Origin of the sequence: Hephaestia sp. MAHUQ-44 (assembly GCF_023806085.1) — a bacterium.
In the GTDB taxonomy this organism is placed as follows: Bacteria; Pseudomonadota; Alphaproteobacteria; order Sphingomonadales; family Sphingomonadaceae; genus Sphingomonas.
Genome location: NZ_JAMSLX010000005.1, coordinates 137,569 through 160,935, shown reverse-complemented (window position 1 = coordinate 160,935; position 23,367 = coordinate 137,569). Strand labels below are relative to the sequence as shown.

Below are 23,367 nucleotides of genomic sequence, written 5' to 3'. Positions count from 1 at the left end.
CGTTGCGCCGCCTACCGCGCGCCCTCGGGCCACAGCACGACCCGGATCGTCTGCAACAGGATCAGCAGATCGAGAAAGGGCGAATAATTCTTGGCGTAATAAAGGTCGTATTCGAGCTTCTGCCGCGAATCCTCGATCGACGCGCCATAGGGATAGTTGATCTGCGCCCAGCCGGTGATCCCCGGCTTCACCATATGGCGTTCGGCATAATAAGGCAGCCGCGTCTCGAGATCCTCGACGAACTGGGGGCGTTCGGGACGCGGGCCGACGAAGCTCATCTCGCCCTTGAGCACACTCCACACTTGCGGCAGCTCGTCGATCCGCAGCTTGCGGATGATGCGGCCGACGCGGGTGATGCGCGGATCGTCCTTCTCCGCCCATACCGCCTGGCCGCCGACCTCGGCGTCCTGCCGCATCGAGCGCAGCTTCACGATGTCGAAGCCCTGATTGTACAGCCCCACGCGGCGCTGGCGGTAGAATGCCGGCCCGCGGCTCTCGAGCTTGATGATGATCCCGACCAGCACGATCAACGGCAGCGCGATGATGAGCAGCACCAGGCTCGCGGCGATGTCGAACAGCCGCTTGAACAGGCTTGAGAGTACGCGGCTCGACGAAAAGCCGTCGGAAAAGATCAGCCACGACGGATTGACGCTGTCGAGATCGACGCGTCCCGTCTCGCGTTCGAGAAAGGTCGAGATCTCGTTGACGTGAACCCCGGTGGTCTTGATCCGCAGCAGGTCCTTGAGCGGCAGCGCGTTGCGCCGTTCCTCGAGCGCCAGCACCACCTCGCTCGCGTTCAACAACACCACATGGTCGGCAAGGTTGTAGATCGCGTCGCGCGCGATCGCCTCGGGGATGATGCGGTTGGCCTCGTTCATCGCGACATAGCCGACGACGACGAACGCCGCGCCCGGCGTCGCCGCCAGCGCCTTCAGCCGCACCGCGCGCGCGCCCGCACCCAGCACCACGATCCGCCGCTTGAACACCTGGCTGCCCAGCGTCTTGCCGAGCAGGATGCGCAAGGCGATCATCGCCACCGCCGCGATCGCCATCGCGTAGAGCAGGTTCGATCGCCAGAAGGTCAGCGTCGGCACGAGGAAGAAGATCAGGCTCAGGAAGATCGTGCCGAGCGATACCGCGACCAGCAGCCGCGCGGTCGCGAAACGCAGCGATTGGAGCGCGTCGGCACCGTAAACACCCACCGCCACCATCGCGAGTTCGAGGCTGAGCGCGAAGCTGGCGAGCTGTGGCAGCCGCGTCAGTACCGGTTCGACCGCCATGTCGATCTGGTGTGCGCGGATCACCCAGCCCAGTTCGGCCGCCGCCAGCAACAGGATGATATCGAGCAACCCGAGCAGCAGCACGGCGTTGGGGACGTAATGTTTGAACAGCCTGATCATCGCGAACGCGGTCCTAGCCGGCAAAGTGTAAACAAATCCGACACGGCCTCTGTCGCAGAAATTGACAAAGAAAGGTTGAACACGCTGCACCCCGGTCGGTGGCTCGGGTGTTTGCCTCGCGGCGTCCACACCCTACATTGAACCGTCAGGAGTATTGCATGTCAGAATCGCCACGCGTCGTCCCCGTCATCCTGTCCGGCGGTTCGGGGACGCGCTTGTGGCCGATGTCGCGGCCCGAATGCCCCAAGCAATTGCTCGCGCTCACCGGCGACGAGACGATGCTCCAATTGACCGCGCGCCGGACGCAGGATGCGGCGCGCTTCGATGCGCCGATCGTCGTCGCCAACGCGCACCATGCCGATCAGGTCGAGGCGCAACTGGGCGCGGTCGGGGCCTCGGCGCAGGCGCTGGTGCTCGAACCCGCCGGGCGCAACACCGCGCCCGCGATCGCGCTCGCCGCGCTGGCGGCGGGTGGGGGGGCAGCGCCGCTGCTCGTCATGCCCTCGGATCATGTCATCACCGATGTGGCGGCGTTCCACCGCGCGATCGCGGCCGCGCTGCCGCTGGTCAACGATGGCTGGCTCGTCACCTTCGGCATCGCCCCCGACGCGCCGGAAACCGGATATGGCTGGATCGCGCAAGGGCAGCCCATCGTCCCCGGCGTCTATCGCGTCGACCGGTTCGTCGAAAAGCCGCCGCGCGACCGCGCCGAGGCGATGCTGGCGGCGGGCGGCCATGTTTGGAACGGCGGCATCTTCCTGTTCCGCGCGGACAGCTTTCTTGGCGCACTGGCGACCCATGCTCCCGAGATGCTTGCCGCCTGCCGCGCCGCGATGGACGCCGCGACGCGGATCGGCAGCCGCATCCTGCCCGATCCCGAGGCTTTTGCCGCGTCACCCGCCGATTCGATCGATTATGCGGTGATGGAAAAGGCCGATCGGGTCGCGGTGGTGCCGGTCAGCATGGGGTGGAGCGATGTCGGCAGTTGGGATGCGCTCCATCTGCTCAGCGATTGCGACGGTCACGGCAACACGCATCGCGGCACCGTGCTCTCGATCGACAGCAGCAATTGCCTCGTGCGCTCCGATGGCCCCCGGATCGCGCTCGTCGGGGTCGAGGATCTGATCGTCGTCGCCAGCGGCAACGATGTCCTGGTCGTGCCGCGCGGCCGCAGCCAGGAGGTCAGGAAGCTGATCGCGGCGATGAAGGAATAAGCGGCGGACAGCCGGCACGATCTCGCCCCTGCGCGCAGGTGTTTCACGTCTCGCAATGTGGGAGCCCCCGCTTGACTCAGGCCGCCCCCGCGCCTATCTCCCACACACTTTCCGAATACACCGGTTCTCCGGCGGCGCTTGTCTGCGCACGCCGGTGTCTTGCGTTTCGGGAGTAAACGCGATGAGATGGGGCGTGTGCGGCCATGCCAGCCCTGTGGAGCTAGGAGAAAAACATCCATGGCACGTATTGCGGGCGTCAACATCCCGACCAACAAGCGCGTGGTGATCGCGCTCACCTATATCCACGGCATTGGGTCGACCAAGGCCCAGGAAATCACCCGGAAGCTGGGCATTGCGCCCGAGCGTCGCGTGCAGGACCTGACCGATCAGGAAGTGCTCCAGATCCGTGAGGCGATCGACGCCGATCACACCGTCGAAGGCGATCTTCGTCGCGAAACCGCGATGAACATCAAGCGGCTGATGGACCTCGCGTCCTATCGCGGCCTGCGCCATCGCAAGGGTCTGCCGGTTCGCGGTCAGCGGACGCACACCAATGCGCGCACCCGCAAGGGCAAGGCCAAGCCCATCGCGGGCAAGAAGAAGTAAGCGGCGCGCCTAACGGCACCGTTTCTTCCAGCTTCAGATCAGGTCAGGAATTCAACTATGGCACGCGAACCTCAGCGCATTCGTCGGCGCGAGCGCAAGAACATCACCGCGGGCGTCGCACACGTGAACGCCAGCTTCAACAACACCATGATCACGATCACCGATGCCCAGGGCAACGCGATTTCGTGGTCGTCGGCCGGCATGATGGGCTTCAAGGGCTCACGCAAGTCGACCCCCTATGCGGCGCAGGTCGCCGCCGAGGATGCCGGCAAGAAGGCCGCCGAGCACGGCGTCCGCACGCTTGAAGTCGAAGTCAAAGGCCCCGGCTCGGGTCGCGAATCGGCGCTCCGTGCGCTCCAGGCGGTGGGCTTCCAGATCACGTCGATCCGTGACGTGACGTCGATCCCGCACAACGGCGTGCGCCCGTCCAAGCGTCGTCGCGTCTGAATTCGCCCGGTCCGCGCGCGGTTGATCGCGCAGCGCGGACCATCTTTCTCCCACGGCCGGAGTAGCCCTCGCTCCCGCCCAAAACCAAGGGGAAGCCCGTGTCCGTCAACGCAAAGAACTGGCAGGAACTCAAGAAGCCCGTCGGTCTCGACAAGAAGACCGCCGGCGACGGCAAGCGCAAGGCGACCTTCGTCGCCGAGCCGCTCGAGCGGGGCTTCGGCCTGACGCTCGGCAACGCGCTGCGCCGTGTGCTGCTCTCGTCGCTTCAGGGTGCGGCCGTCACCTCGATCAAGGTCGAGAACGTGCTGCACGAATTCTCGTCGCTCGCCGGCGTGCGCGAGGACGTCACCGATATCGTCCTCAACGTGAAGCAGATCGCGCTCAAGATGGAAGGCGAGGGCCCCAAGCGGCTCCAGCTTTCCGCCACCGGCCCCGGCCCGGTCAAGGCCGGCGACATCGCGGTGTCGGGCGATATCGCGGTGCTCAACCCCGATCTCATCATCTGCCATCTCGATGAAGGCGCGACGCTCAACATGGAGCTGACCGCCGATACCGGGAAGGGTTATGTGCCCGCGACCGCCAACCGCCCGGCCGATGCGCCGATCGGGCTGATCCCGGTCGACGCGCTCTACTCGCCGGTGCGTCAGGTCAGCTACAAGGTCGATCCGACCCGCGTCGGGCAGGATCTCGATTACGACAAGCTCGCGCTGACGATCGAGACCGACGGCACCGTGGCCCCCGAAGACGCGCTCGCTTATGCCGCGCGCATCCTTCAGGATCAGCTCGCCTTGTTCGTCCATTTCGACGATTCGGCGATCGCGCGCAGCCAGGCGATCGGCCAGGCCGCGCCTGCCGCCGAGGCCGAGGGCGATACCCAGCAGATCAATCGTTACCTGCTCAAGAAGGTCGACGAGCTCGAACTGTCGGTACGGTCGGCCAATTGCCTCAAGAACGACAACATCATCTACATCGGCGATCTGGTCCAGAAGACCGAAGCCGAGATGCTGCGTACCCCCAATTTCGGTCGCAAATCCTTGAACGAGATCAAGGAAGTGCTGTCGTCGATGGGGCTGCGTCTGGGGATGGAAATCCCCGGCTGGCCGCCGGAGAATATCGAGGAAATGGCCAAGAAGCTCGAACAGGAAATCCTGGGCTGAGCCCGGCGTCCGGGATCAAGGCACTTGATCCCGGGCTGATCGCCGGACACGGCCGGCGGGCGTAGCCCGTCCGACGACGCGGGATTTATTCCCGCGTCGGGCCGCGAAGCAGAATGAAGGGGCCCCGGCGCAAGGCCGGGGTGACATGAACAGGGTGGCCCGTTGTCCCACCTGGTCTGGGGTACCTCGCACGGCCCCTTAACGAACGAAGGAAAATACCATGCGTCATCGCGTAGGCGGTCGGAAGCTCCAGCGGACCTCGGCCCATCGGATCGCCATGTTCCGCAACATGGCGGCCGCGCTCATCAAGCACGAGCAGATTACGACCACGCTTCCCAAGGCCAAGGAGCTTCGGCCCTATGTCGAGAAGCTGATCACGCTCGCGAAGAAGGGCGGCCTCTCGAACCGCCGCCTGGCGCACGCCCGTCTGCTCGACGATGCGCAACTCGCCAAGCTGTTCGACGTGCTCGGCGCGCGCTACGCCGATCGCAAGGGCGGCTATACCCGCATCATCAAGGCCGGCATCCGCGCGTCGGATGCGGCGTCGATGGCGGTGATCGAGTTCGTCGATCGCGATACCTCGGCCAAGGGCCAGGATTCGGGCCCGGTGCTGGGCGACGATGATCTGGATGCCGCCGCCTGAGGCGCGCCAGTAAAGCGAACCGCTTTGAAAGGGGGGCGCGCCGGTCAATCGGCGCGCCCCTTTTCGTTCGCGGTCGCCGACCCCAAATTCACGCTGATTGCAGCACTGCCAAAGGATTGAGATGAGCGACCCGATCGCCTATCCGCACACCGATCGCGAGGATGTTTCGGACGAGTTGTTCGGCATCGCGATCGCCGATCCCTATCGCTGGCTCGAAACCGATGTTCGCGAAAGCGATCGCGTTCGCGCCTGGGTGGAGGCGGAAAATGCGGTTACCGACGCGTATCTCGATACGCTCCCCGGCCGCGCCGCCTTCACCGCGCGGATGCGCAGCCTGTTCGATTACGAGCGCTTCGGCGTGCCCGTGAAGAAGGGCGGGCGTTATTTCTACCTGCACAATTCGGGGCTGCAGAATCAGCCGGTGCTCTATGTCCGCGATTCTGCCGAGGGCGAGGGTCGCGTGCTGATCGATCCCAACGCCTGGGCCGAGGACGGCGCGACCGCGCTCGCCGAATGGCTTCCCAGCGAAGACGGCACCCAGCTTCTTTACGCGGTGCAGGACGGCGGCACCGATTGGCGCACGGTCCGCGTGATGGACGTGGCGACCGGTGCGATCGCGGCCGATGAGGTGCGCTGGGTCAAATTCTCGGCCTTCGCCTGGGCGCGCAACGGCGCGGGCTTCTTCTATTCGCGTTTTCCTGAACCCGCCGCCAGGGCCGAATATCAGGCGGTTAACCTCAACCACGCGATCTATTTCCATACCCTCGGCAGCGATCAGGCGCAGGACCGGCTGGTCTTTGCGACCCCCGATCGCCCCCGGCTCAACAGCGTCGCCGAGATCACCGACGATGGCAATTGGCTGCTCGTCACCTCGTCCGAGGGCACCGACGATCGCTATGAACTGACCGTGATCGATCTCACCAGCGCGCGGATGACCAGGCGCATCGTCGTGCGGGGTCTCGAAAATCACTGGAGTCTGGCGGGCAATGTCGGCTCGATCTTCTATTTCGTCACCGATACGCAGGCGCCGCGCCGCCGCATCGTGACGATGGACGTCGCCTCGATGTCGCGCCAGCTCCGCGAGATCGTGCCGCAATCGGATGCCGTGCTCGAAGGCGCGGGCATTGTCGGTGGGGTGCTGTTCGCGCAATATCTGGTCGATGTGAAAACCGAGGTTCGCCGCTTCGATCTCAGCGGCGCGCCGCTCGGCAGCGTCGCGTTGCCGGGCATCGGCTCGGTCGCCGGTTTCGGCGGCGAGGCCGGCGATAACGAAACTTTCTATGCCTTCACCAGCTTCGCGACCCCGACCACGATCTACCGCTACGATGTCGCTGCCGATCAAAGCAGCGTCTGGGCAGCCCCGCAGGTCGCGTTCGATCCCGACGATTATGCCGTCGAACAGACCTTCTTCACCTCGAAGGACGGCACGCGCGTGCCGATGTTCGTGGTCGGCCGCAAGGATCTGCCCGCCGAACCCCAGCCGACGATCCTTTACGGCTATGGCGGGTTCAACATCCCCGTCGCGCCCGCTTTCTCGACCGCGCGGCTGGCGTGGATCGAGCAGGGTGGGGTGTTCGCGGTCGCCAACATTCGCGGCGGCGGCGAATATGGCAAGGAATGGCACGACGGCGGCCGGCTCGCCAACAAGCAGAACAGCTTCGACGATTTCATCGCCGCGGCCGAGCATCTGATCGCGCAAGGCATCACCTCGCGCGAAAAGCTTGCGGTCCAGGGCGGGTCGAATGGCGGGCTGCTGGTCGGCGCGGTGGTCAACCAGCGCCCCGATCTGTTCGCCGCCGCGCTGCCCGCGGTGGGTGTCATGGATATGCTGCGTTTCGATAAATGGACGGCGGGGCGCTATTGGGTCGACGATTACGGCTCGCCGGCCGAGGAAGCCGCGTTCCGCGTGCTCCACGGCTATTCGCCCTATCACAATATCCAGCCCGGCCGCGCCTATCCGGCGATCCTCGTGACGACGGCGGATACCGACGATCGCGTCGTGCCGGCGCACAGCTTCAAATATGTCGCGGCGCTCCAGCACGCCGATATCGGCGGCAAACCCCATCTCGTCCGCATCGAAACCCGCGCCGGCCACGGCTCGGGCAAGCCGACCGACAAGATCATCGAGGAAGCCGCCGACACCTGGGCCTTCGCGGCGAAATGGACCGGGCTTGATGTTGGCTAGGTGAGGGGTTTCGCCTGCTCGCGCATCTGCTATGCGGCTCGGCCATGACCGCACCCTCCCATGATAGCATCCTGATCGTCGATTTCGGCAGCCAGGTGACCCAACTCATCGCCCGCCGCGTCCGCGAGGCTGGTGTCTATAGCGAGATCGCGCCGTTCAACGCGGCGGCGGAGGCGTTCGAGCGGATGCGCCCCGGCGGCGTCATCCTGTCGGGCGGCCCCGCCTCGGTGGCCGACGAAGGCAGCCCGCGCATCCCGCAGGTGATCCTCGATTCGGGCGTGCCGCTGCTCGGCATCTGCTACGGCCAGCAGGCAATGCAGGCGCAACTTGGCGGCGCGGCGGAGCGCGGCGACAGCGGCGAATTCGGCCATGCCTTTATCGAGATCCGCGATTCGTGCGTGCTGTTTGACGGTCTCTGGGCGGAGGGCGAATCGCATCAGGTGTGGATGAGCCACGGCGACAAGGTGACCGCGCTGGCACCGGGCTTCCGCATCGTCGCGGCGAGCCCCGGCGCGCCTTACGCGGTGATCGCCGATGACGACCGCCGCTATTATGCGATGCAATTCCACCCCGAGGTCGTCCACACCCCCGATGGCGGCCGGCTGATCGCCAATTTCGCGCGCCACGTCTGCGGGCTGTCGGGCGACTGGACGATGGCCGAGTTCCGCGCGACCAAGATCGCCGAAATCCGGGCGCAGGTCGGCAAGGGGCGGGTGATCTGCGGGCTGTCGGGCGGGGTCGATTCGGCGGTCGCCGCGGTGCTGATCCATGAGGCGATCGGCGACCAGCTCACCTGCGTGTTCGTCGATCACGGGCTGATGCGCGCCGGCGAGGCCGATCAGGTCGTCAGCCTGTTTCGCGGCCATTACAACATCCCGCTCGTCCATGTGAACGCCGAGACATTGTTCCTGAACGGGCTGGCGGGGGTGTCGGACCCCGAGGCCAAGCGCAAGTTCATCGGCAAGACCTTCATCGACATCTTTGAAGACGAAGCCAAAAAGATCGGCGGCGCCGAATTTCTCGCGCAGGGCACGCTCTATCCCGACGTGATCGAAAGCGTCAGCTTCACCGGCGGGCCGTCGGTGACGATCAAGAGCCACCACAATGTCGGCGGCCTGCCCGAGCGGATGAACATGAAACTCGTCGAGCCGCTGCGCGAATTGTTCAAGGACGAGGTGCGCGAACTCGGCCGCGAACTCGGCCTGCCCGACGTTTTCGTCGGCCGTCACCCGTTCCCCGGCCCCGGTCTCGCGATCCGCATTCCGGGCGAGGTGACCAAGGAACGCTGCGACATCCTGCGCAAGGCCGACGCGATCTATCTCGAGGAAATCCGCAACGCGGGCCTTTACGACGCGATCTGGCAGGCGTTCGCGGTGCTGCTACCGGTGCGCACCGTGGGGGTGATGGGCGACAGCCGCACTTACGATTATGTCCTCGCGCTGCGTGCCGTGACCTCGACCGACGGCATGACCGCGGCGGTGTTCCACTTCTCGAGCGAATTCCTCGCGCGTGTCGCGACGCGGATCGTCAACGAAGTCCGCGGCGTGAACCGCGTGGTCTACGATTACACCTCGAAGCCGCCCGGCACGATCGAGTGGGAATGACCCGGAAACAGCGGCCGCGCGGAACTGGAGTCGACCCGGTTCTCATGGAACCGGACCGCCCCTGGATTATCTTTTGATTGCCGTGATTTCCGAGTCGCCAGATGAGTCCATCTGGCTCGAAATCACTCTAGCCGCTCACACCCGACACACCGGCCCCGTCGAATCCGATGTGGGCAGCGGTTGCGCGGCGCCTTCCGCGATCAGCGTCGCGATCGCCGCGCCCAGCCGCATGTCGTCGAGATGCCCGAAATGGTTGAGCCGCAGCCGCCCCTCCCGGTCGATCAGCAGCAGCGTCGGCGTGCCGCGCATCGCATAGGTGCGCATCGTCGCGGGCAGGGGGTCGTCATCGCGATGGGCGTCGATCGCGACCGGAAAACCGATCCGATATTCGTGGAGGAAGGCGGCCAGCGCCTCGGGCGTGCCCTGCGCCGCGTGATGCTCGAACACGGTGTGCAGCCCGATCACCGCCACATCGGCGGCAGCGAAGCTGGCGGCGGCGCGCTGCGCCTGCGGCAGCGCCTCGACGACGCAGCCGGGGCAAAGCATCTGGAACGCGACCGCGACCACGATGCGCCCCCGCAATGCCGCGAGGCTCAGCGGCCCGCCGCTGTTGAGCCAGCGATCGACCTGCCATTCCGGCGCGACCGGAAACCGCGCCGCGTCGCCGAACTTGCCCTGATCCATGCCGTCGATATAGCCCATGATGACGATTGCGCGAAGGGGCGACGCCTTGACGATTATCTACGGTATCAAGAATTGCGACACGATGAAGAAGGCGCGCACGTGGCTCGATGCGCACGGCGTCGCCTATGATTTTCACGATTACAAAACCGCCGGCATCGACGCGGCAACGCTGCGCGGCTGGGCGGAAGTGGTCGGGTGGGAAACGCTGCTCAATCGCGCCGGCACCACCTTTCGCAAGCTGCCCGATGCCGACAAGGCGGGGCTCGACGAGGAAAAGGCGATCGCGCTGATGGTCGCGCAGCCGTCGATGATCAAACGCCCCGTGCTCGCGCATGACGGCGCCTTGCTGGTCGCCTTCAAGCCCGAGCGCTACGCCGCGCTGTTCGGCGAGTCGGAGATGGTTACGCCTGCGTAAATGCGGATTGCAATCGGCGCCGAACGAGCGCAGCTTTCGATCCCGATATTCGGGAGAGCGACGATGGCGTATCTGCGACAGCGGCCCACCGGTACTTTTCGCGTGGTCGTGATTTTGCTGACCCTGTGGAACGCCTTCGGCTGTTACACCTGGTATCTCCACAAAACGCTCGGCGCGGAGGCGATGGGCCCTGCAACCGACTATGATCGCCAGCTTTTCGCCGCGCTGCCCGATTGGTACGTCTGGGTCTATGCGATCGCGGTCGGTGCCGGGCTGCTCGGCGCGATCGCGCTGCTCGCGCGGTCGGCGAGCGCGCTGTGGCTGTTCATCGTATCGCTGGTCGCGATCGTCGCGATGTTCGGTTATTTCTTCCTCGCCACCGATGTGATCGCGGTGAAGGGGGCCGGGGCGACGCTGCCGTTCCCGATCGTCATCGCGCTGGTGGCCGCCTTCGGGGTCTGGTTCACAGGCTATGCGACGCGCCGCGGCTGGGTGAGTTGAATGTGAGGCGCCGCCGCCCCGTTATCCCTTCATTCCCCTTCCCAGCGGAACACTTCCTCCAGCGGCTTGCCGAACACGCGCGCGATCCGGAACGCGGCTTCGAGCGTGGGCGAATATTTGCCTGCCTCGATCGCGGCGATCGTCTGGCGCGTCACGCCGATCCGGTCGCCCAGTTCGGCCTGCGTCATTTCGCCGGCAAGGAAGCGCAGTGTACGAATGTCGTTGGCGATCGGGGGCTTAGCCATGCCAGCCGCGCCGATAGCTCGATACGATCGTCGTCAGCCGGACGGCCTCGGCGATCACGATCCACAATAAGGCATAGTTGAGCAGGGTGGTGCGCGGCAGGTCGTCGAACGGCGCGACCACGCCGACCAGGATCATCCCGACCAGCAAAGTGTAATAGCCGCTCGTGGCGCCCCGGCGGGCGATCGCCCGGTCGCGTTCGTCGGCGACGCGCGCACGCTTGTCGGTCCGGGCCGCCAGCACGATGTTGCCGATGATGACGACCACCGCTTGCGTGATCGTCACCTGCGCGAACAACCAGAGCGTCTGAAGCAGTGACAATGCCGTCCCGCGGGGCAGCACGATCGAGAAATAGACGGTATAAGCGATCACCATCGCGATCAGCGTCAGCCAGTTGGTCTTTTCGCGATAGGCCATGTCGAGCATGTCGCCGCGCGCGCGAAGGGGAACTGCCATGGCTCAATAGCCCTTCCGGTAATGCCAGGCCTCGCCGCCATAGCGAAGGATCTCGGCGAGAACGAGGAGGCCCAGCAGCAGGTTGACGATCTTGAACAGGCTCATGCCGATCAGCACGAGCACGATCGTCACGCCGATGCCGGTGGAGAGCAGGCCATAAGCGCGCGCCGCGGCATGGCGGGCGACCGCGCGGTCGCGCTCGTCGGCGGGGGCGTAGGATTCCTTCGGCGCCGATAGCGCCGCCGCCGACGCGCCGACGATCGCAAGGATCGTCTCCCACACGATCATCCCGATCAGTGCCGGGATGATCGCGCGTACCGGCGCGTCCCAGCCGAGCGCGGTGGTGATGCCCGCGACGATGTACAGATAGACTGCATAGCCCACCGCATTGGTGGTGAGCAGCGTCCAGGCGAGCTTTTCACGAAATGCCATGATCGGACTTTCATGTCGAATAAACACGACTCTATGTAAAATAAATCTAACATCATGTCAATTGTTATGAACGCATCCGGCGGTTCGCCTTGGCGCGGCGCCATGCAGCGTCTACAGCCGGGCCGATGTCCACCACCTACACGATCGACACCTCGACCAGCCGGGCGACGCCGGTCTCCGCGCCGATGAAGCGGATGACGGTGCCGGCGATCCGCAAGCGCAAGGCGGCGGGCGCGCCGCTGGTGATGCTTACCGCCTACACCGCGCCGATGGCGCAATTGCTCGATCCGCATTGCGATATGCTGCTGGTCGGCGACAGCCTCGGCCAGGTCATCTACGGGCTGCCCTCGACGGTGCCGGTGACGCTGGAGATGATGGCGGCGCACGGGAGCGCGGTGGTGCGCGGCAGCTATCATAGCCTGATCGTCGTCGACATGCCGTTCGGCAGCTACGAGGCGTCGCCCACGCAGGCGTTCGAGCATGCGTCGTGGCTGATGAAGCAGACCGGCGCGGCGGCGGTGAAGATGGAAGGCGGCACGGCGATGGCTGATACCGTCCGCTTCCTCACCGAACGCGGCATTCCGGTGATGGGGCATGTCGGCCTCACTCCGCAGGCGGTGAACGTGCTGGGCGGCTATGGCGCGCGCGGCCGTACCCAGGAAGAAGCCTCGAAGATCATCGACGACGGCAAGGCGATCGCCGCGGCGGGGGCGTTCAGCATCGTCGTCGAAGGCGTGGTCGAACCGATCGCGGTCGCGCTGACGCGCGGCGTGGATTGTCCCACCATCGGCATCGGCGCCTCGGCGCAATGCGACGGGCAGGTGCTCGTCGCCGAGGATATGCTCGGCCTGTTCGAGCGCACCCCGCGCTTCGTGAAGCGCTTCGACGACATGGCGGGCCGCATTTCGGCGGCGGTCGAGGCCTATGCGAGCGATGTCCGGTCGCGTGCCTTTCCCGGCGCCGAACAGACCTATGCGGCGAAGGATTGAGTCGCTTCCGTTTCGCCTGTTGCGCGGTTAATGTCCGCGCCTTTCCGATGATCTAGGAGTCCCCCTTTGGCGTCCCAGCCCCCGACCAACGAGGTTTTCTTCCGCGAGGTGGATGAGGAGCTTCGCCGCGACGAAATGGCCGAATTCGCACGCCGTTTCGGCGTATGGATCATCGTCGGCATCGTCGCCGTGCTGCTGGCGCTCGGCGGGTATCTCTACTGGCGGCACCATCAGGAACAGGCCGCCGGGGTCGAAGGCGAGCAGTTCCAGCAGGCGATCGAGTCGCTCGGTGCGAACAAGGTCGGCGACGCGGCGAAACAGCTCGGCCCGCTCGCGGAGTCGAATACCCCCGGCTACCGCGCGATGGCGCGCTTCACCGAGGCCGATATCCTGCTTCAGAAGAACGATCTCAAGGGCGCGGCCGCCAAGTTCGCGAGCATCGCGCAGGACCAGAAGCTGGCCGCGGCGTTTCGCGATCTCGCGCTGATTCGCCAGACGGCGGCCGAATATGATTCGCTCAAGCCCGAAGTGGTCATCAACCGTCTGCGCGGGCTGGCGGTGAAGGGCAGCCCGTGGATCGGCAGCGCGGGCGAAATGGTCGCGCTCGCCCATCTTCGTCAGGGCCGGGCCGATCTTGCGGGTAAATTGTTCGGCGAGATCGCCGCGACCGAGCACGTCCCCGAATCGATCCGTCAACGTGCGGTTCAGATGTCGGGGACTCTAGGGGTGGATGCGGTCGATCAGAACGAGGACAAGGCAGCGCAATGATCAAGCGGATGAAGGCGCCCGCCGTGGCGATGGCGCTGCTCGCGCTCAGTGGCTGCGGGATTTTCAAGGGCGGCGGTAAAAAGACGCCGACCGTCGGCGATCGCGTGCCGATCCTCGTTACCGAAGACAATGTCTCGCCCGATGCCGCCTTGCAGGGGGTCGAGGTGCTGCTGCCGGCGCCCGCCGCCAATGCGGCGTGGAGCCAGCCGGGCGGCAACGCGGCCAAATCGATGGGGCATCTCGCGCTCGGCGGCTCGCTGGCGCGCGCCTGGACCGCGCAGATCGAGGGCGGATCGAACCGCCAGCGTCTCGCCGCGTCGCCCGCGGTGGCCGATGGCCGCGTCTACGCGATCGACGTCAACGCGGTCGTCCATGCGTTCTCGGCCGATAATGGCGCCCTGCTTTGGAAACGCCAGATCGCGACCGGCGACCAGAACGCCAGCGCGCGCTTCGGCGGCGGCGTCAGCGTCGATAACGGCACGCTCTATGCCACGGACGGGCTCGGCGATGTCGTCGCGCTCAAGGCGACCGACGGCACCGAGGTCTGGCGGGCACGTCCGGGCGGGCCGCTGCGCGGGGCGCCGTCGATCGGCAACGGCAATGTCTATGTGCTCAGCCAGGACAATCAGCTCTACGCGCTGTCGCAGGCGACCGGCAAAATCGCCTGGACCGAAAGCGCCTCGCTCGAATCGCAGGGCGTGTTCGGCGTCGCCGCGCCGGCGGTGGCGCAGGGCAGCATCGTCGCGGGCTTCTCGTCGGGCGAACTCAATGCCTATCGCTACGAGAACGGCCGCACCTTGTGGCAGGATGCGTTGTCGCGCACGACGATCTCGACCTCGGTGTCGTCGCTTGCCGATATCGATGCCGATCCGGTGATCGATCGGGGCCGTGTCTACGCGGTCGGGCAGGGTGGGCGCATGGTCGCGATCCAGCTCGATACCGGTCAGCGGCTGTGGGAACAGGATTTCGCGGGCATTGCCACGCCGTGGGTGGTGGGCGAATGGGTGTTCGTCGTCACCGACGATGCCCGGCTGATCGCGCTGTCGAGCGGCAGCGGCAAGATTCGCTGGCTCCACCAGCTCCGCCACTTCAAGAACGAGAAGAAGAGCAAGGGGCTGATCACCTGGACCGGCCCGGTGCTCGCGGGCAATCGTCTCATCCTTGGCAACAGCGAGGGTGATGTGGTGTTCGCCTCGCCGCAGACGGGCGAGGAAATCGGCCGGATGGCGGTCGGCGACGCGATCACGCTTTCCCCCGTGGTGGCGAGCAACACGCTCTACATCCTCGATCATTCGGGCCGCATCTCGGCTTTCCGCTAGGGCTGGCTGTCAGATCAGTGCTCCGGTCTAGGCAGGCGTACGGGGCACATTCGCTCACGTTCGCGATTCCGTGCTGCTGCTGTCGCAGGAGCACGGTTTCGCCTTACGCCCCACACACGCTAGAAGGCACGCATGTCCAGGCTCCCCACCGTTGCCATCATCGGCCGCCCCAATGTCGGCAAGTCGACGCTGTTCAACCGGCTCGTCGGCAAGAAGCTTGCGCTGGTCGACGACCAGCCCGGCGTCACGCGCGATCGGCGTGAGGGCGATGCGAGCCTGATCGGGCTCGATTTCCGCATCATCGACACCGCCGGTTACGAGGATGAGGATGCGGCAACGCTGCCGGGGCGGATGCGCGTGCAGACCGAGGCGGCGGTGCGCCAGGCCGATGTCGCGCTGTTCCTGGTCGATGCGCGGGCGGGAATCGTCCCGCTCGACGAGGAAATCGCCCGCTGGCTGCGCGGTGCGAAAACCCCGATCGTGCTCGTCGCCAACAAGGCCGAAGGGCGCGCCGGCGAAGCGGGGGTCTACGAAGCGATGGCGCTCGGCTTCGGCGATCCGGTGCAGCTCTCGGCCGAACACGGCGAGGGGATGGCCGATCTGTTCGAGGCGCTGCTGCCGCATCTCGACGGCAAGACGCCGATCGATGACGACGATGCCGACCCGGAAAGTCTCGACAGCCCGCTCAAGCTCGCGATCGTCGGGCGCCCCAATGCGGGAAAGTCGACCCTCATCAACCGGATGCTGGGCGAGGATCGGCTGATCACCGGCCCCGAGGCGGGAATCACCCGCGATTCGATCGCGATCGACTGGCAGTGGCACGATCCGGAGAGCGGGCCCGAGGGCGGGATGCGCGAGGTGCGGCTGATCGACACCGCGGGGATGCGCAAGCGCGCACGCGTGCAGGACAAGCTCGAAAAGCTCTCGGTGTCGGATGCGCTCCACGCGATCGATTTCGCCGAGGTCGTGGTGCTGCTGCTCGATGCGACCCGCGGGCTCGAGGTGCAGGATCTCAAGATCGCCGCGAACGTGCTCGAGGAAGGCCGCGCGCTCGTGATCGCGCTCAACAAATGGGATATCGCCGAGAATGCGTCGTCGCTGTTCAACGGCGTGCGCGGCGCGCTTGAGGAGGGGCTGGCACAGGTCAAGGGCATTCCGCTGCTCACCGTCTCGGGGGCGACCGGCAAGGGCATCGATACGCTGGTCAAGGTCGCGTTCGAGACCCGCGAATCATGGTCGCGGCGGATCGGTACCGGCGAACTCAACCGCTGGTTCGAGCGCGCGATCGAGGCCAATCCGCCGCCCGCGCCCGGCGGCAAGCGGATCAAGCTGCGCTATCTGACGCAGGCCAAGACGCGCCCGCCCGGCTTCGTGCTGTTCGGTACCCGCGTCGATCAACTCCCCGACAGCTACCAGCGCTATCTGATCAACGGCATTCGCCGCGATCTCGGCTTCGGCGCGGTCCCGATCCGGCTGACGCTGCGTGCGCCCAAGAATCCGTTCGGCGGCTAGAGTGGCGTCGAGCCCGATGGAATCATCTGGCAACCCGGAAGCCACGGCAAACAAACGATAACCCAGAGTCGCGCCGCAACGCGACATCACCGCCCACGGCCCGTTCGTGCTGAGCTTGTCGAAGCACCGTTCTTCTTGCGGCGGCGCCCAGAGCTAGCATGGTCTCTCGAAGGGCTCAGGACGAACCCGCCATCTTTGGCGCTCGCGCTTGCATGATCTGATCGCCTGGCATCGCGCCCGGATTCGGCAACGCTGAATCCCGCTCTGGCGATCTCTCACGTCAACCGCGTGTTTACCCACTTTGGCTAGATTCGGGTGCGGCGTTGCCAGGGGGCTGCGGCGCCACGCGGGGAATGATGCGAGCATGATCGAACAGGATTCGCTGGTGGATTGGGCGGTCTTTCAAGAGGCCCGCAGCGAGCTGGGCGCCAGTTTTGTGCGTATTCTCGGCTATTTCCGCGAAGATGGCGTCAAATCGGTCGCGGCGATCGAAGACGCGATGCGGCGCGGCGATTCGGCGGCGCTCATCATTCCGGCGCACACGCTGAAGGGCGAATCATATCAGTTCGGGGCTGAGCCGCTCGCCACATTGTCCGAGCGAATCGAGATGATCGCGCGCGATTGCGTCGAAACCCGCGACAATCCCAGCGAAGCGCTCGAACTCGTGGTCAAGCTTCGCCCGCTGTTCGAGCGCACGCTCGATATGCTCGAACGCGAGGCGAATCCGCTGATGCAGCGCCACGAAAGCAACGGCTTCGGCCGCCGTGCGGGCGGCTTCGGCCATTCCTGAGCGTCTCTGCGCCCTCTCGCGCTGAGAGGGCAGGGCCGCCAGTCAATCCTCGATCGCGGGGCGCGACTGAAGCTGGATGTAATTCTCGATCCCCATCCGCTCGATCATCTCGAACTGGGTCTCGAGCGTATCGACATGCTCTTCCTCGCTGGAGAGGATACGCCGGAACAGGTCGCGGCTGACGTAATCGCGCACCTGCTCGCAATATTCGATCGCGTTCTTGAGCTGGGGCACCGCATCCATTTCGAGCGCGAGATCGGCCTTGAGGATTTCCTCCACCGTCTCGCCGATCCGCAGCCGCCCGAGCAGCTGGAAATTGGGCAGCCCGTCGAGAAACAGGATGCGCTCGGCGAGCATGTCGGCATGCTTCATCTCGTCGATCGATTCTTCATATTCGAACTTGGCGAGCCGCTTGACGCCCCAATGATCGAGCATGCGGTAATGCAGGAAATACTGGTTGATCGCGGTCAGCTCGTTCTTGAGCGCCTCGTTCAGAAAATCGATGACCTTGGGGTCGCCCTTCATCATGGCCTCCTGTGCACTGGCCATGAGTCTACGCCATTGCGCCCGCGAAGGACACCTTAAAAATGGCGGAAATCAGCGGTTTTCCTTGATGCGAATGCTACGCAGCCGCGCGCATTTCGCTTTCCATCGCGGCGTGTTCGGCATCGATGATCTCGCGCGCGAAACAGGCGCACTGGCCGCATTTGGGCTGGCGATCGAACGTGCGATACGCCTGGCAGACGCTGGTCGCACCGCCGCGTGCCGCGGCGCGCACGTCATCTTCCCGCAGGGCATTACAGATACAGACGACCACGCGAATCTCCTTTCGGTCGTCGATCGTCTAGGGCTAATGCGAGTGATTCGCAAGCCTTATTGCGAGTCAGTCGCGTTTGCGGGGCGCCTTATGGCCAATGCGCATCGGTTGCAACGCGCGACGCGCCAGGCTGCGCCACAGCCATTCGATCGGGCCGTAGCGATAATGCGCGAGCCAGGGCGCCGACCACAGCAGAATCAGCCCCCACATCGCGAGCACGATCGGCACCAGCGCCGCGCGCGAAAGTGTGCCGAACAGCCCGCCGCCATAGCCGTAGAAGATCGTGGTGAGGACGATGCTGCACGCGAGATAATTGGTCAGCGCCATCCGCCCCGCCGCCGCCAGCCGCGCGCCCAGTTCGCGGCGCCGCCCGTTCGCCACCAGCAGGATCAGCGCGCTCGCATAGCCCAGCATGATCGCGGGCCGCAGCACGAGGCTCGCGACCTTCGCTCGCGCCATCGCGACCGGATCGAGATCGGCCGTGCCGATCGCCACCCACGCGGTGAGCCCCAGCGCAATTCCACCCGCGACGATCAGCGCACGATGCACCTGCACCGGCCAGCGCGTGAAATAGCCGGTGCGGTAAAGGCCGATCCCCAGCGCCGCCATGCCCAGCGATTCGATCAGCAATTGCGGTAACATCCGCTGAATCGCGAGCGCGTTGGCCATCCGCGCCGCTGCAACGCTCGCAAGATCGCCGCGATAGGCGGCCAGCTCGCGCGCGACCGCCGCCGTATCGGGGGCCGACAGCCGCACCCAGTGCGCGATCGTCTCGGGCGCGGCATCGGGCCGGGCGGCGACGGTCCGTAATGTGTCGAGCGCCCACCAGCCGTCGACGTGCATCGCGATGTCGATGCCCCAGAACACCAGCGCCATGTAGAACAGCGCCGCCGGGCGCCACCGAATCGCGAAAAACAGGATCGCGCCGGTCACCGCATATTCGACCAGAATGTCGCCGTGCCAGATCGCATAAGCGTGGATCAGCCCGATCACGAGCAACCACGCCATCCGCTGATAATGGACCGCCGCCGGGCTCGCCCCGCGCGCGACGGCGCGGTCGGCGACGATCGCCATCGACGCGCCGAACAGCATCGTGAACAGCCCGCGCATCTTGCCGTCGGCAACCACGAACCCCGCCGTCCAGGCGATCAGATCGACGCCTGCCGCGCCGCCATAAGCGCGGGGGTCGTCATAGGCCGCGCCCGGCATCGCCATCCCGACCACGTTCATGATCAGGATGCCGAGTATTGCGAACCCGCGCACGGCATCGATCGCGGCGATCCGCGCCATGGGCGGGGCGAGCGCCGTCATCGCCCCGCCTGCCGGCTCAGCCGCGCGCGGCGCCGGTCCCCATCAAATCGGGGAAAAAGCCTTCGTGCACCGCGCGCAGCTCGTCGAGCGGCACGCAGAAATCGTGGTCGGCCAGTTCGAAGATCAGCCGCTTGCCCGCGGTCCGCCCGATCCGCTCGACCTCGACCCCAGCGGCATCGGCGCCGGTCAGGAAATCGAGCAGATGCGCGTCATCGACCGTGGCGACGTACAGTCCCTGATCCTCGGCGAAGAATTGCTTGGCGATATGCCCCGGCCCGGCGGGCTGGATCAGCGCGCCGATATCGCCCGCCAGCGCCATTTCGGCGATCGTGACGGCAAGCCCGCCGTCGGACACGTCGTGCACCGCGGTCAGCGCGCCGACATTGATCTGGCCGCGCACGAAATCGCCGGTCCGGCGCTCGGCGGCGAGATCGACCGGCGGCGGCGGCCCGGCCTCGGTGCCCTCACGGCCATGGACTTCGCGCAGCCACAGCGACTGGCCCAGATGCCCGCCGCGCGTGCCGATCACCACCAGCACGTCGCCGCTGCCCTTGAAACCGATCGTCGCCGATTTGGACCAGTCCTCGAGCAACCCGACGCCGCCGATCGCGGGGGTGGGCAGGATGGCGGAGCCGCTGCCGTCCTCGTTCTTGGTCTCGTTATAGAGGCTGACGTTGCCGCTCACGATCGGGAAATCGAGCGCGGCGCACGCCTCGGCCATGCCCTCGATGCAGCCGACGAACTGCCCCATGATCTCGGGCCGCTGCGGGTTGCCGAAATTCATGCAGTCGGTGGTCGCGAGCGGCGTGGCGCCCACCGCGGTCAGGTTGCGCCAGGCCTCCGCGATCGCCTGCCGCCCGCCCTCGACGGGGTCGGCAAAGCAGTAACGCGGGGTGCAATCGGTGGTGATCGCCAGCGCCTTGTCGGTGCCGTGGACGCGCACCACTGCCGCGTCGCCGCCGGGGCGCTGCACGGTGTCGCCGCCGACCATGTGGTCATATTGCTCCCAGATCCAGCGGCGGCTGGCGATATCGGGCGATCCCATCAGCGTCTTGAGGTCGGCGGCAAGGTCGGTCACGTCGGGAATATCGTGCAGCGGGGCAGGAGGAATGGTCGCCACCCACGGCCGGTCATAGGCGGGCGCATCGTCGGCGAGTGGCGCCAGCGGGATGTCGCACACCGTCTCGCCTTCGAACTTGAGCACCATCCGCCCGGTATCGGTGACATGCCCGATCACCGCGAAATCCAATTCCCATTTGCGGAAGATCGCCTCGGCCTCGGGCTCGCGGCCGGGCTTGAGGACCATCAGCATCCGCTCCTGCGATTCGCTGAGCATCATCTCATACGGGGTCATGCCGGTTTCGCGCTGCGGCACGTCGTCCATCACCAGTTCGATCCCGACGCCGCCCTTCGACGCCATTTCGACCGATGATGAGGTGAGCCCCGCCGCGCCCATATCCTGGATCGCGACGATCGCGTCCGATGCCATCAGTTCGAGGCACGCCTCGATCAGCAATTTCTCGGTGAACGGGTCGCCGACCTGCACGGTGGGGCGCTTGTCGTCCGAATCCTCGTCGAAATCGGCCGAGGCCATCGTCGCGCCGTGGATGCCGTCGCGCCCGGTCTTCGATCCGACATAGACGATCGGATTGCCCACGCCCGAGGCGGCCGAATAGAAGATCTTGTCGGCCTGTGCGATGCCGACGGTCATCGCGTTGACCAGGATGTTGCCGTCATAGGCGCTGTGGAAATTGACCTCGCCGCCCACCGTCGGCACGCCGACGCAATTGCCGTAACCGCCGATGCCCTGGACGACGCCCGCGATCAGGTGGCGCATCTTGGGGTGGTCGGGCGAACCGAACCGCAGCGCGTTCATATTGGCCACCGGCCGCGCGCCCATCGTGAAGACGTCGCGCAGGATGCCGCCGACGCCCGTCGCCGCGCCCTGATAGGGTTCGATATACGACGGGTGGTTGTGGCTCTCCATCTTGAAGATCGCCGCCAGCTTGGTTCCGTCGGGGCCGTCGCCGATGTCGATCACGCCGGCATTCTCGCCGGGGCCGCAAATCACCTGTGGGCCGGTGGTGGGCAGCTTTTTCAAATGGATGCGCGAGCTTTTGTAGCTGCAATGCTCGGACCACATCACCGAAAAAATGCCGAGTTCGACAAGGTTCGGGGCGCGGCCGAGTGCGCGCAGCACGCGCGCATATTCTTCTTCGCTGAGCCCGTGCTGGGCGACGATTTCAGGGGTGATGTCGGTCATGACGCGGGCTTTAGCCGGGCCGCGCGCGACTCGCTAGAGCAAAGCCCGGCTTACCGCTTTCGGGTCGACCGCCAGATGGCGAGTCCGGCCAGCCCCGCGGCCCCCACCGCCGCCAGTGCGATCGGCGCTGTGCGGCGTGGCTTCCCGCTCGATCCGCCTCTCAGATGCCGGAACAGCCCGCGCGCGGTCGGCGCCTCGAACATCGCGTCGGGGCCTTCGGGGTCGAGCACCTCGTGATCGGCGAGCCAGGCCTCGACCTCGCCCAGATCGGGGATTTCATACGGCTGCACCGTCTTGCCCGCACCGCGCAGCGATTCGATCGTCGCGATCAGCGACCCCGTCTCGGCGAACCGCGCCGCGATCGTCTCGGGCGCCACCCCCAGATGCTCGGCAAGCAGTTCATGAGCGATTCGCGCGATCGCGGGCGCGGCATGGGCGTTGCCCTTGCGCGTCGCGTCGATCGTCACGTCGCATTCGGTGTCGAGCCGCATCGACCGGTTGTTGAAATTGGACGAGCCGACCCGCAAAATTTCGCCATCGACGATCATGATCTTGGCGTGGACATAGATCGGCGTGCCGCCCGCGGTCATCGGATGATACAATCGCAGCCGGCCATGCGCGTCACGCCGCCGCAGCGCCTCCATCAACCGCGCGCGCGCCGAATCCATCGCGATCGGCTCCAGCCAGCCTTCGGCGGTGACGGGGTTGAGGATCACGATCTCGGGGCCGTCGGGCTCATCGAGCCGCCTGGCGATCGCCTCGGCCACGCGGCGCGACGCGAAATACTGGCTTTCGGCATAGATCCAGCGCTCGGCGCGCGCGATCAGATCGCAATAAAGCTGCTCGATCTCGTGCGCGGGCGTCACCCCGTCCATCTCGGGCACCGTACGCGAGATCGCGAGATCGACATCGTCGAAATCGACCTCCAGCCCCTCGGGCCAGCACGCGTCGGTGGCGGGCGGCACGGGCAGCGGGGTTCCGCCCGCCCGCGCCCAGCGCGCGCGAGAGAGATCGCCCAGGGCCGCCGCCGCCGGCCCCGCGATCGCGGTGGTCGCATCGTGCCACGGATCATAAGGCTTGCCGTCGGGCTGGATGCGCTCGGGCGCGTCGTCATCATGCGCGCGCGTGTCCCAACGATCGTCGGTCATGTCGATCCCGCCGCAAAAGGCGAGGCAATCGTCGATCACCACGATCTTCTGGTGGTGTGAGGCGCCGGTCGGGTGCGCGCCGTCGAGCTTGAGCGTGATCCGGTCGTGCGCCATCCAGCGCGCGATCGTGAAGATCGTCTTGCCGCGAAAGACCGATTTGATCGCGCCCACATCCCAGCGCAGGATATTGAAATGCAGCGTTGGCGTGTGCGCCACCAGCCAGTCGATGAAATGCCCTACCGATACGGGCACCTCGTCGGCGGTGGCGTCGTCATGGACCAGCTTGATCCGCGCGTCGAAATCCCAGCCGATCAGCAGGATCTGGTGCGTCGCATCGGTCATCGCCGTGCGCGCGACGCGGAAATAATCGGCGGCATCGACGATCACGCTCGCGCGGTCGGCGCGCGCGATGCGCCAGCAATTGCGGCCGGGCTCGAGGGCGGGGGTGGGGCGTGCCATCGGC

At 65.9% G+C, this 23,367-nt stretch carries 24 protein-coding genes; 14 read left to right on the top strand and 10 right to left on the bottom strand.

The window, feature by feature from the left end; all coding sequences use genetic code 11:
* Nucleotides 1-11 precede the first annotated feature (11 nt).
* A complete protein-coding gene (locus tag NFE57_RS07475) occupies nt 12-1,400 on the bottom strand; it encodes a TIGR03013 family XrtA/PEP-CTERM system glycosyltransferase (protein WP_252134948.1) in 1,389 nt (462 codons plus the stop codon).
* A 158-nt stretch (nt 1,401-1,558) separates the two neighbouring features.
* Between NFE57_RS07475 and NFE57_RS07470 the strand changes: the two genes are divergently transcribed.
* The 7 genes from NFE57_RS07470 to guaA all read left to right on the top strand — a co-directional run bounded on the left by NFE57_RS07470 (nt 1,559) and on the right by guaA (nt 9,256).
* Nucleotides 1,559-2,614, top strand: coding sequence for a mannose-1-phosphate guanylyltransferase/mannose-6-phosphate isomerase (locus tag NFE57_RS07470; RefSeq protein WP_286207709.1), 1,056 nt, complete (start codon nt 1,559-1,561; stop codon nt 2,612-2,614).
* Between the two features lie 237 nt (nt 2,615-2,851).
* Nucleotides 2,852-3,220, top strand: coding sequence for a 30S ribosomal protein S13 (gene rpsM, locus NFE57_RS07465; protein ID WP_252134947.1), 369 nt, complete (start codon nt 2,852-2,854; stop codon nt 3,218-3,220).
* Nucleotides 3,221-3,277: 57 nt separating this feature from the next.
* On the top strand, nt 3,278-3,667 hold the full coding sequence (gene rpsK / locus NFE57_RS07460; protein ID WP_007405180.1) for a 30S ribosomal protein S11: 390 nt from the start codon (nt 3,278-3,280) through the stop codon (nt 3,665-3,667).
* A gap of 98 nt (nt 3,668-3,765) precedes the next feature.
* Complete coding sequence (locus NFE57_RS07455) at nt 3,766-4,824, top strand: DNA-directed RNA polymerase subunit alpha (RefSeq protein ID WP_252134946.1); 1,059 nt, start codon at nt 3,766-3,768, stop codon at nt 4,822-4,824.
* Nucleotides 4,825-5,044: 220 nt separating this feature from the next.
* Nucleotides 5,045-5,467 carry a 50S ribosomal protein L17 gene (gene rplQ / locus NFE57_RS07450; RefSeq protein WP_252134945.1) on the top strand — a complete coding sequence of 141 codons (423 nt, stop codon included), beginning with the start codon at nt 5,045-5,047 and terminating at the stop codon, nt 5,465-5,467.
* Between the two features lie 121 nt (nt 5,468-5,588).
* A complete protein-coding gene (locus NFE57_RS07445) occupies nt 5,589-7,652 on the top strand; it encodes a prolyl oligopeptidase family serine peptidase (RefSeq protein WP_252134944.1) in 2,064 nt (687 codons plus the stop codon).
* Between the two features lie 44 nt (nt 7,653-7,696).
* Entirely contained in the window at nt 7,697-9,256 is a 1,560-nt protein-coding gene (guaA, locus tag NFE57_RS07440) for a glutamine-hydrolyzing GMP synthase (protein ID WP_252134943.1), read from the top strand.
* 135 nt (nt 9,257-9,391) lie between these two features.
* Here the strand turns inward: guaA and NFE57_RS07435 are convergent, their stop codons facing one another.
* Nucleotides 9,392-9,958 carry a redoxin domain-containing protein gene (locus tag NFE57_RS07435; protein WP_252134942.1) on the bottom strand — a complete coding sequence of 189 codons (567 nt, stop codon included), beginning with the start codon at nt 9,956-9,958 and terminating at the stop codon, nt 9,392-9,394.
* A 28-nt stretch (nt 9,959-9,986) separates the two neighbouring features.
* On the opposite strand from NFE57_RS07435, the gene NFE57_RS07430 reads away from it, so the two are divergent.
* On the top strand, nt 9,987-10,355 hold the full coding sequence (locus tag NFE57_RS07430; protein WP_252134941.1) for an ArsC family reductase: 369 nt from the start codon (nt 9,987-9,989) through the stop codon (nt 10,353-10,355).
* A 63-nt stretch (nt 10,356-10,418) separates the two neighbouring features.
* The gene (locus NFE57_RS07425; protein WP_252134940.1) at nt 10,419-10,856 is read left to right on the top strand and encodes a hypothetical protein; all 438 of its coding nucleotides are present in this window, start codon (nt 10,419-10,421) and stop codon (nt 10,854-10,856) included.
* 29 nt (nt 10,857-10,885) lie between these two features.
* On the opposite strand, the gene NFE57_RS07420 is transcribed toward NFE57_RS07425, so the two are convergent.
* From NFE57_RS07420 to NFE57_RS07410, 3 genes are read right to left on the bottom strand one after another with little or no spacing between them, the layout of a single operon-like run.
* Entirely contained in the window at nt 10,886-11,101 is a 216-nt protein-coding gene (locus NFE57_RS07420) for a helix-turn-helix transcriptional regulator (RefSeq protein ID WP_252134939.1), read from the bottom strand.
* Nucleotides 11,094-11,555, bottom strand: coding sequence for a hypothetical protein (locus tag NFE57_RS07415; RefSeq protein ID WP_252134938.1), 462 nt, complete (start codon nt 11,553-11,555; stop codon nt 11,094-11,096). The genes NFE57_RS07420 and NFE57_RS07415 overlap by 8 nt, the downstream gene beginning before the upstream one ends.
* A gap of 3 nt (nt 11,556-11,558) precedes the next feature.
* A complete protein-coding gene (locus tag NFE57_RS07410) occupies nt 11,559-11,987 on the bottom strand; it encodes a DUF2178 domain-containing protein (RefSeq protein ID WP_252134937.1) in 429 nt (142 codons plus the stop codon).
* Between the two features lie 125 nt (nt 11,988-12,112).
* Between NFE57_RS07410 and panB the strand changes: the two genes are divergently transcribed.
* The 5 genes from panB (at nt 12,113) to NFE57_RS07385 (ending at nt 17,365) form a co-directional block, all read left to right on the top strand.
* Nucleotides 12,113-12,976: a 3-methyl-2-oxobutanoate hydroxymethyltransferase gene (panB, locus tag NFE57_RS07405; protein ID WP_252134936.1), complete on the top strand. Its 864-nt coding sequence runs from the start codon at nt 12,113-12,115 to the stop codon at nt 12,974-12,976.
* A gap of 66 nt (nt 12,977-13,042) precedes the next feature.
* Nucleotides 13,043-13,744, top strand: coding sequence for a tetratricopeptide repeat protein (locus NFE57_RS07400; RefSeq protein ID WP_252134935.1), 702 nt, complete (start codon nt 13,043-13,045; stop codon nt 13,742-13,744).
* Nucleotides 13,741-15,063 (top strand): outer membrane protein assembly factor BamB family protein, encoded by a 1,323-nt coding sequence (locus NFE57_RS07395; protein WP_252134934.1) that lies wholly within the window; start codon nt 13,741-13,743, stop codon nt 15,061-15,063. Before NFE57_RS07400 ends, NFE57_RS07395 begins: the two co-directional genes overlap by 4 nt.
* A 132-nt stretch (nt 15,064-15,195) precedes the next feature.
* Nucleotides 15,196-16,575 carry a ribosome biogenesis GTPase Der gene (gene der / locus NFE57_RS07390; RefSeq protein WP_252134933.1) on the top strand — a complete coding sequence of 460 codons (1,380 nt, stop codon included), beginning with the start codon at nt 15,196-15,198 and terminating at the stop codon, nt 16,573-16,575.
* Between the two features lie 364 nt (nt 16,576-16,939).
* Nucleotides 16,940-17,365 (top strand): Hpt domain-containing protein, encoded by a 426-nt coding sequence (locus NFE57_RS07385; protein ID WP_252134932.1) that lies wholly within the window; start codon nt 16,940-16,942, stop codon nt 17,363-17,365.
* Nucleotides 17,366-17,407: 42 nt separating this feature from the next.
* Here the strand turns inward: NFE57_RS07385 and bfr are convergent, their stop codons facing one another.
* From bfr to NFE57_RS07360, 5 genes are all read right to left on the bottom strand, one after another.
* Nucleotides 17,408-17,890 carry a bacterioferritin gene (bfr, locus tag NFE57_RS07380; RefSeq protein ID WP_252135063.1) on the bottom strand — a complete coding sequence of 161 codons (483 nt, stop codon included), beginning with the start codon at nt 17,888-17,890 and terminating at the stop codon, nt 17,408-17,410.
* Between the two features lie 97 nt (nt 17,891-17,987).
* Nucleotides 17,988-18,182, bottom strand: coding sequence for a (2Fe-2S)-binding protein (locus tag NFE57_RS07375; protein WP_252134931.1), 195 nt, complete (start codon nt 18,180-18,182; stop codon nt 17,988-17,990).
* Nucleotides 18,183-18,248: 66 nt separating this feature from the next.
* On the bottom strand, nt 18,249-19,493 hold the full coding sequence (locus NFE57_RS07370; protein ID WP_252134930.1) for a DUF418 domain-containing protein: 1,245 nt from the start codon (nt 19,491-19,493) through the stop codon (nt 18,249-18,251).
* A gap of 16 nt (nt 19,494-19,509) precedes the next feature.
* On the bottom strand, nt 19,510-21,756 hold the full coding sequence (gene purL / locus NFE57_RS07365) for a phosphoribosylformylglycinamidine synthase subunit PurL (RefSeq protein ID WP_252134929.1): 2,247 nt from the start codon (nt 21,754-21,756) through the stop codon (nt 19,510-19,512).
* A 50-nt stretch (nt 21,757-21,806) separates the two neighbouring features.
* Entirely contained in the window at nt 21,807-23,363 is a 1,557-nt protein-coding gene (locus NFE57_RS07360) for a phospholipase D-like domain-containing protein (RefSeq protein ID WP_252134928.1), read from the bottom strand.
* Between the last annotated feature and the right edge of the window lie 4 nt (nt 23,364-23,367).

Coding starts and splice junctions, on each gene's coding strand:
- NFE57_RS07435 (WP_252134942.1), bottom strand. CDS start 9,958: ATGGGCTATATCGACGGCATGGATCAGGGCAAGTTCGGCGACGCGGCG.
- NFE57_RS07420 (WP_252134939.1), bottom strand. CDS start 11,101: ATGGCTAAGCCCCCGATCGCCAACGACATTCGTACACTGCGCTTCCTT.
- rplQ (WP_252134945.1), top strand. CDS start 5,045: ATGCGTCATCGCGTAGGCGGTCGGAAGCTCCAGCGGACCTCGGCCCAT.
- NFE57_RS07470 (WP_286207709.1), top strand. CDS start 1,559: ATGTCAGAATCGCCACGCGTCGTCCCCGTCATCCTGTCCGGCGGTTCG.
- NFE57_RS07370 (WP_252134930.1), bottom strand. CDS start 19,493: ATGACGGCGCTCGCCCCGCCCATGGCGCGGATCGCCGCGATCGATGCC.
- NFE57_RS07415 (WP_252134938.1), bottom strand. CDS start 11,555: ATGGCAGTTCCCCTTCGCGCGCGCGGCGACATGCTCGACATGGCCTAT.
- rpsM (WP_252134947.1), top strand. CDS start 2,852: ATGGCACGTATTGCGGGCGTCAACATCCCGACCAACAAGCGCGTGGTG.
- purL (WP_252134929.1), bottom strand. CDS start 21,756: ATGACCGACATCACCCCTGAAATCGTCGCCCAGCACGGGCTCAGCGAA.
- der (WP_252134933.1), top strand. CDS start 15,196: ATGTCCAGGCTCCCCACCGTTGCCATCATCGGCCGCCCCAATGTCGGC.
- NFE57_RS07360 (WP_252134928.1), bottom strand. CDS start 23,363: ATGGCACGCCCCACCCCCGCCCTCGAGCCCGGCCGCAATTGCTGGCGC.
- NFE57_RS07395 (WP_252134934.1), top strand. CDS start 13,741: ATGATCAAGCGGATGAAGGCGCCCGCCGTGGCGATGGCGCTGCTCGCG.
- NFE57_RS07385 (WP_252134932.1), top strand. CDS start 16,940: ATGATCGAACAGGATTCGCTGGTGGATTGGGCGGTCTTTCAAGAGGCC.
- NFE57_RS07410 (WP_252134937.1), bottom strand. CDS start 11,987: ATGGCATTTCGTGAAAAGCTCGCCTGGACGCTGCTCACCACCAATGCG.
- NFE57_RS07445 (WP_252134944.1), top strand. CDS start 5,589: ATGAGCGACCCGATCGCCTATCCGCACACCGATCGCGAGGATGTTTCG.
- guaA (WP_252134943.1), top strand. CDS start 7,697: ATGACCGCACCCTCCCATGATAGCATCCTGATCGTCGATTTCGGCAGC.
- rpsK (WP_007405180.1), top strand. CDS start 3,278: ATGGCACGCGAACCTCAGCGCATTCGTCGGCGCGAGCGCAAGAACATC.
- bfr (WP_252135063.1), bottom strand. CDS start 17,890: ATGAAGGGCGACCCCAAGGTCATCGATTTTCTGAACGAGGCGCTCAAG.
- NFE57_RS07475 (WP_252134948.1), bottom strand. CDS start 1,400: ATGATCAGGCTGTTCAAACATTACGTCCCCAACGCCGTGCTGCTGCTC.
- NFE57_RS07425 (WP_252134940.1), top strand. CDS start 10,419: ATGGCGTATCTGCGACAGCGGCCCACCGGTACTTTTCGCGTGGTCGTG.
- panB (WP_252134936.1), top strand. CDS start 12,113: ATGTCCACCACCTACACGATCGACACCTCGACCAGCCGGGCGACGCCG.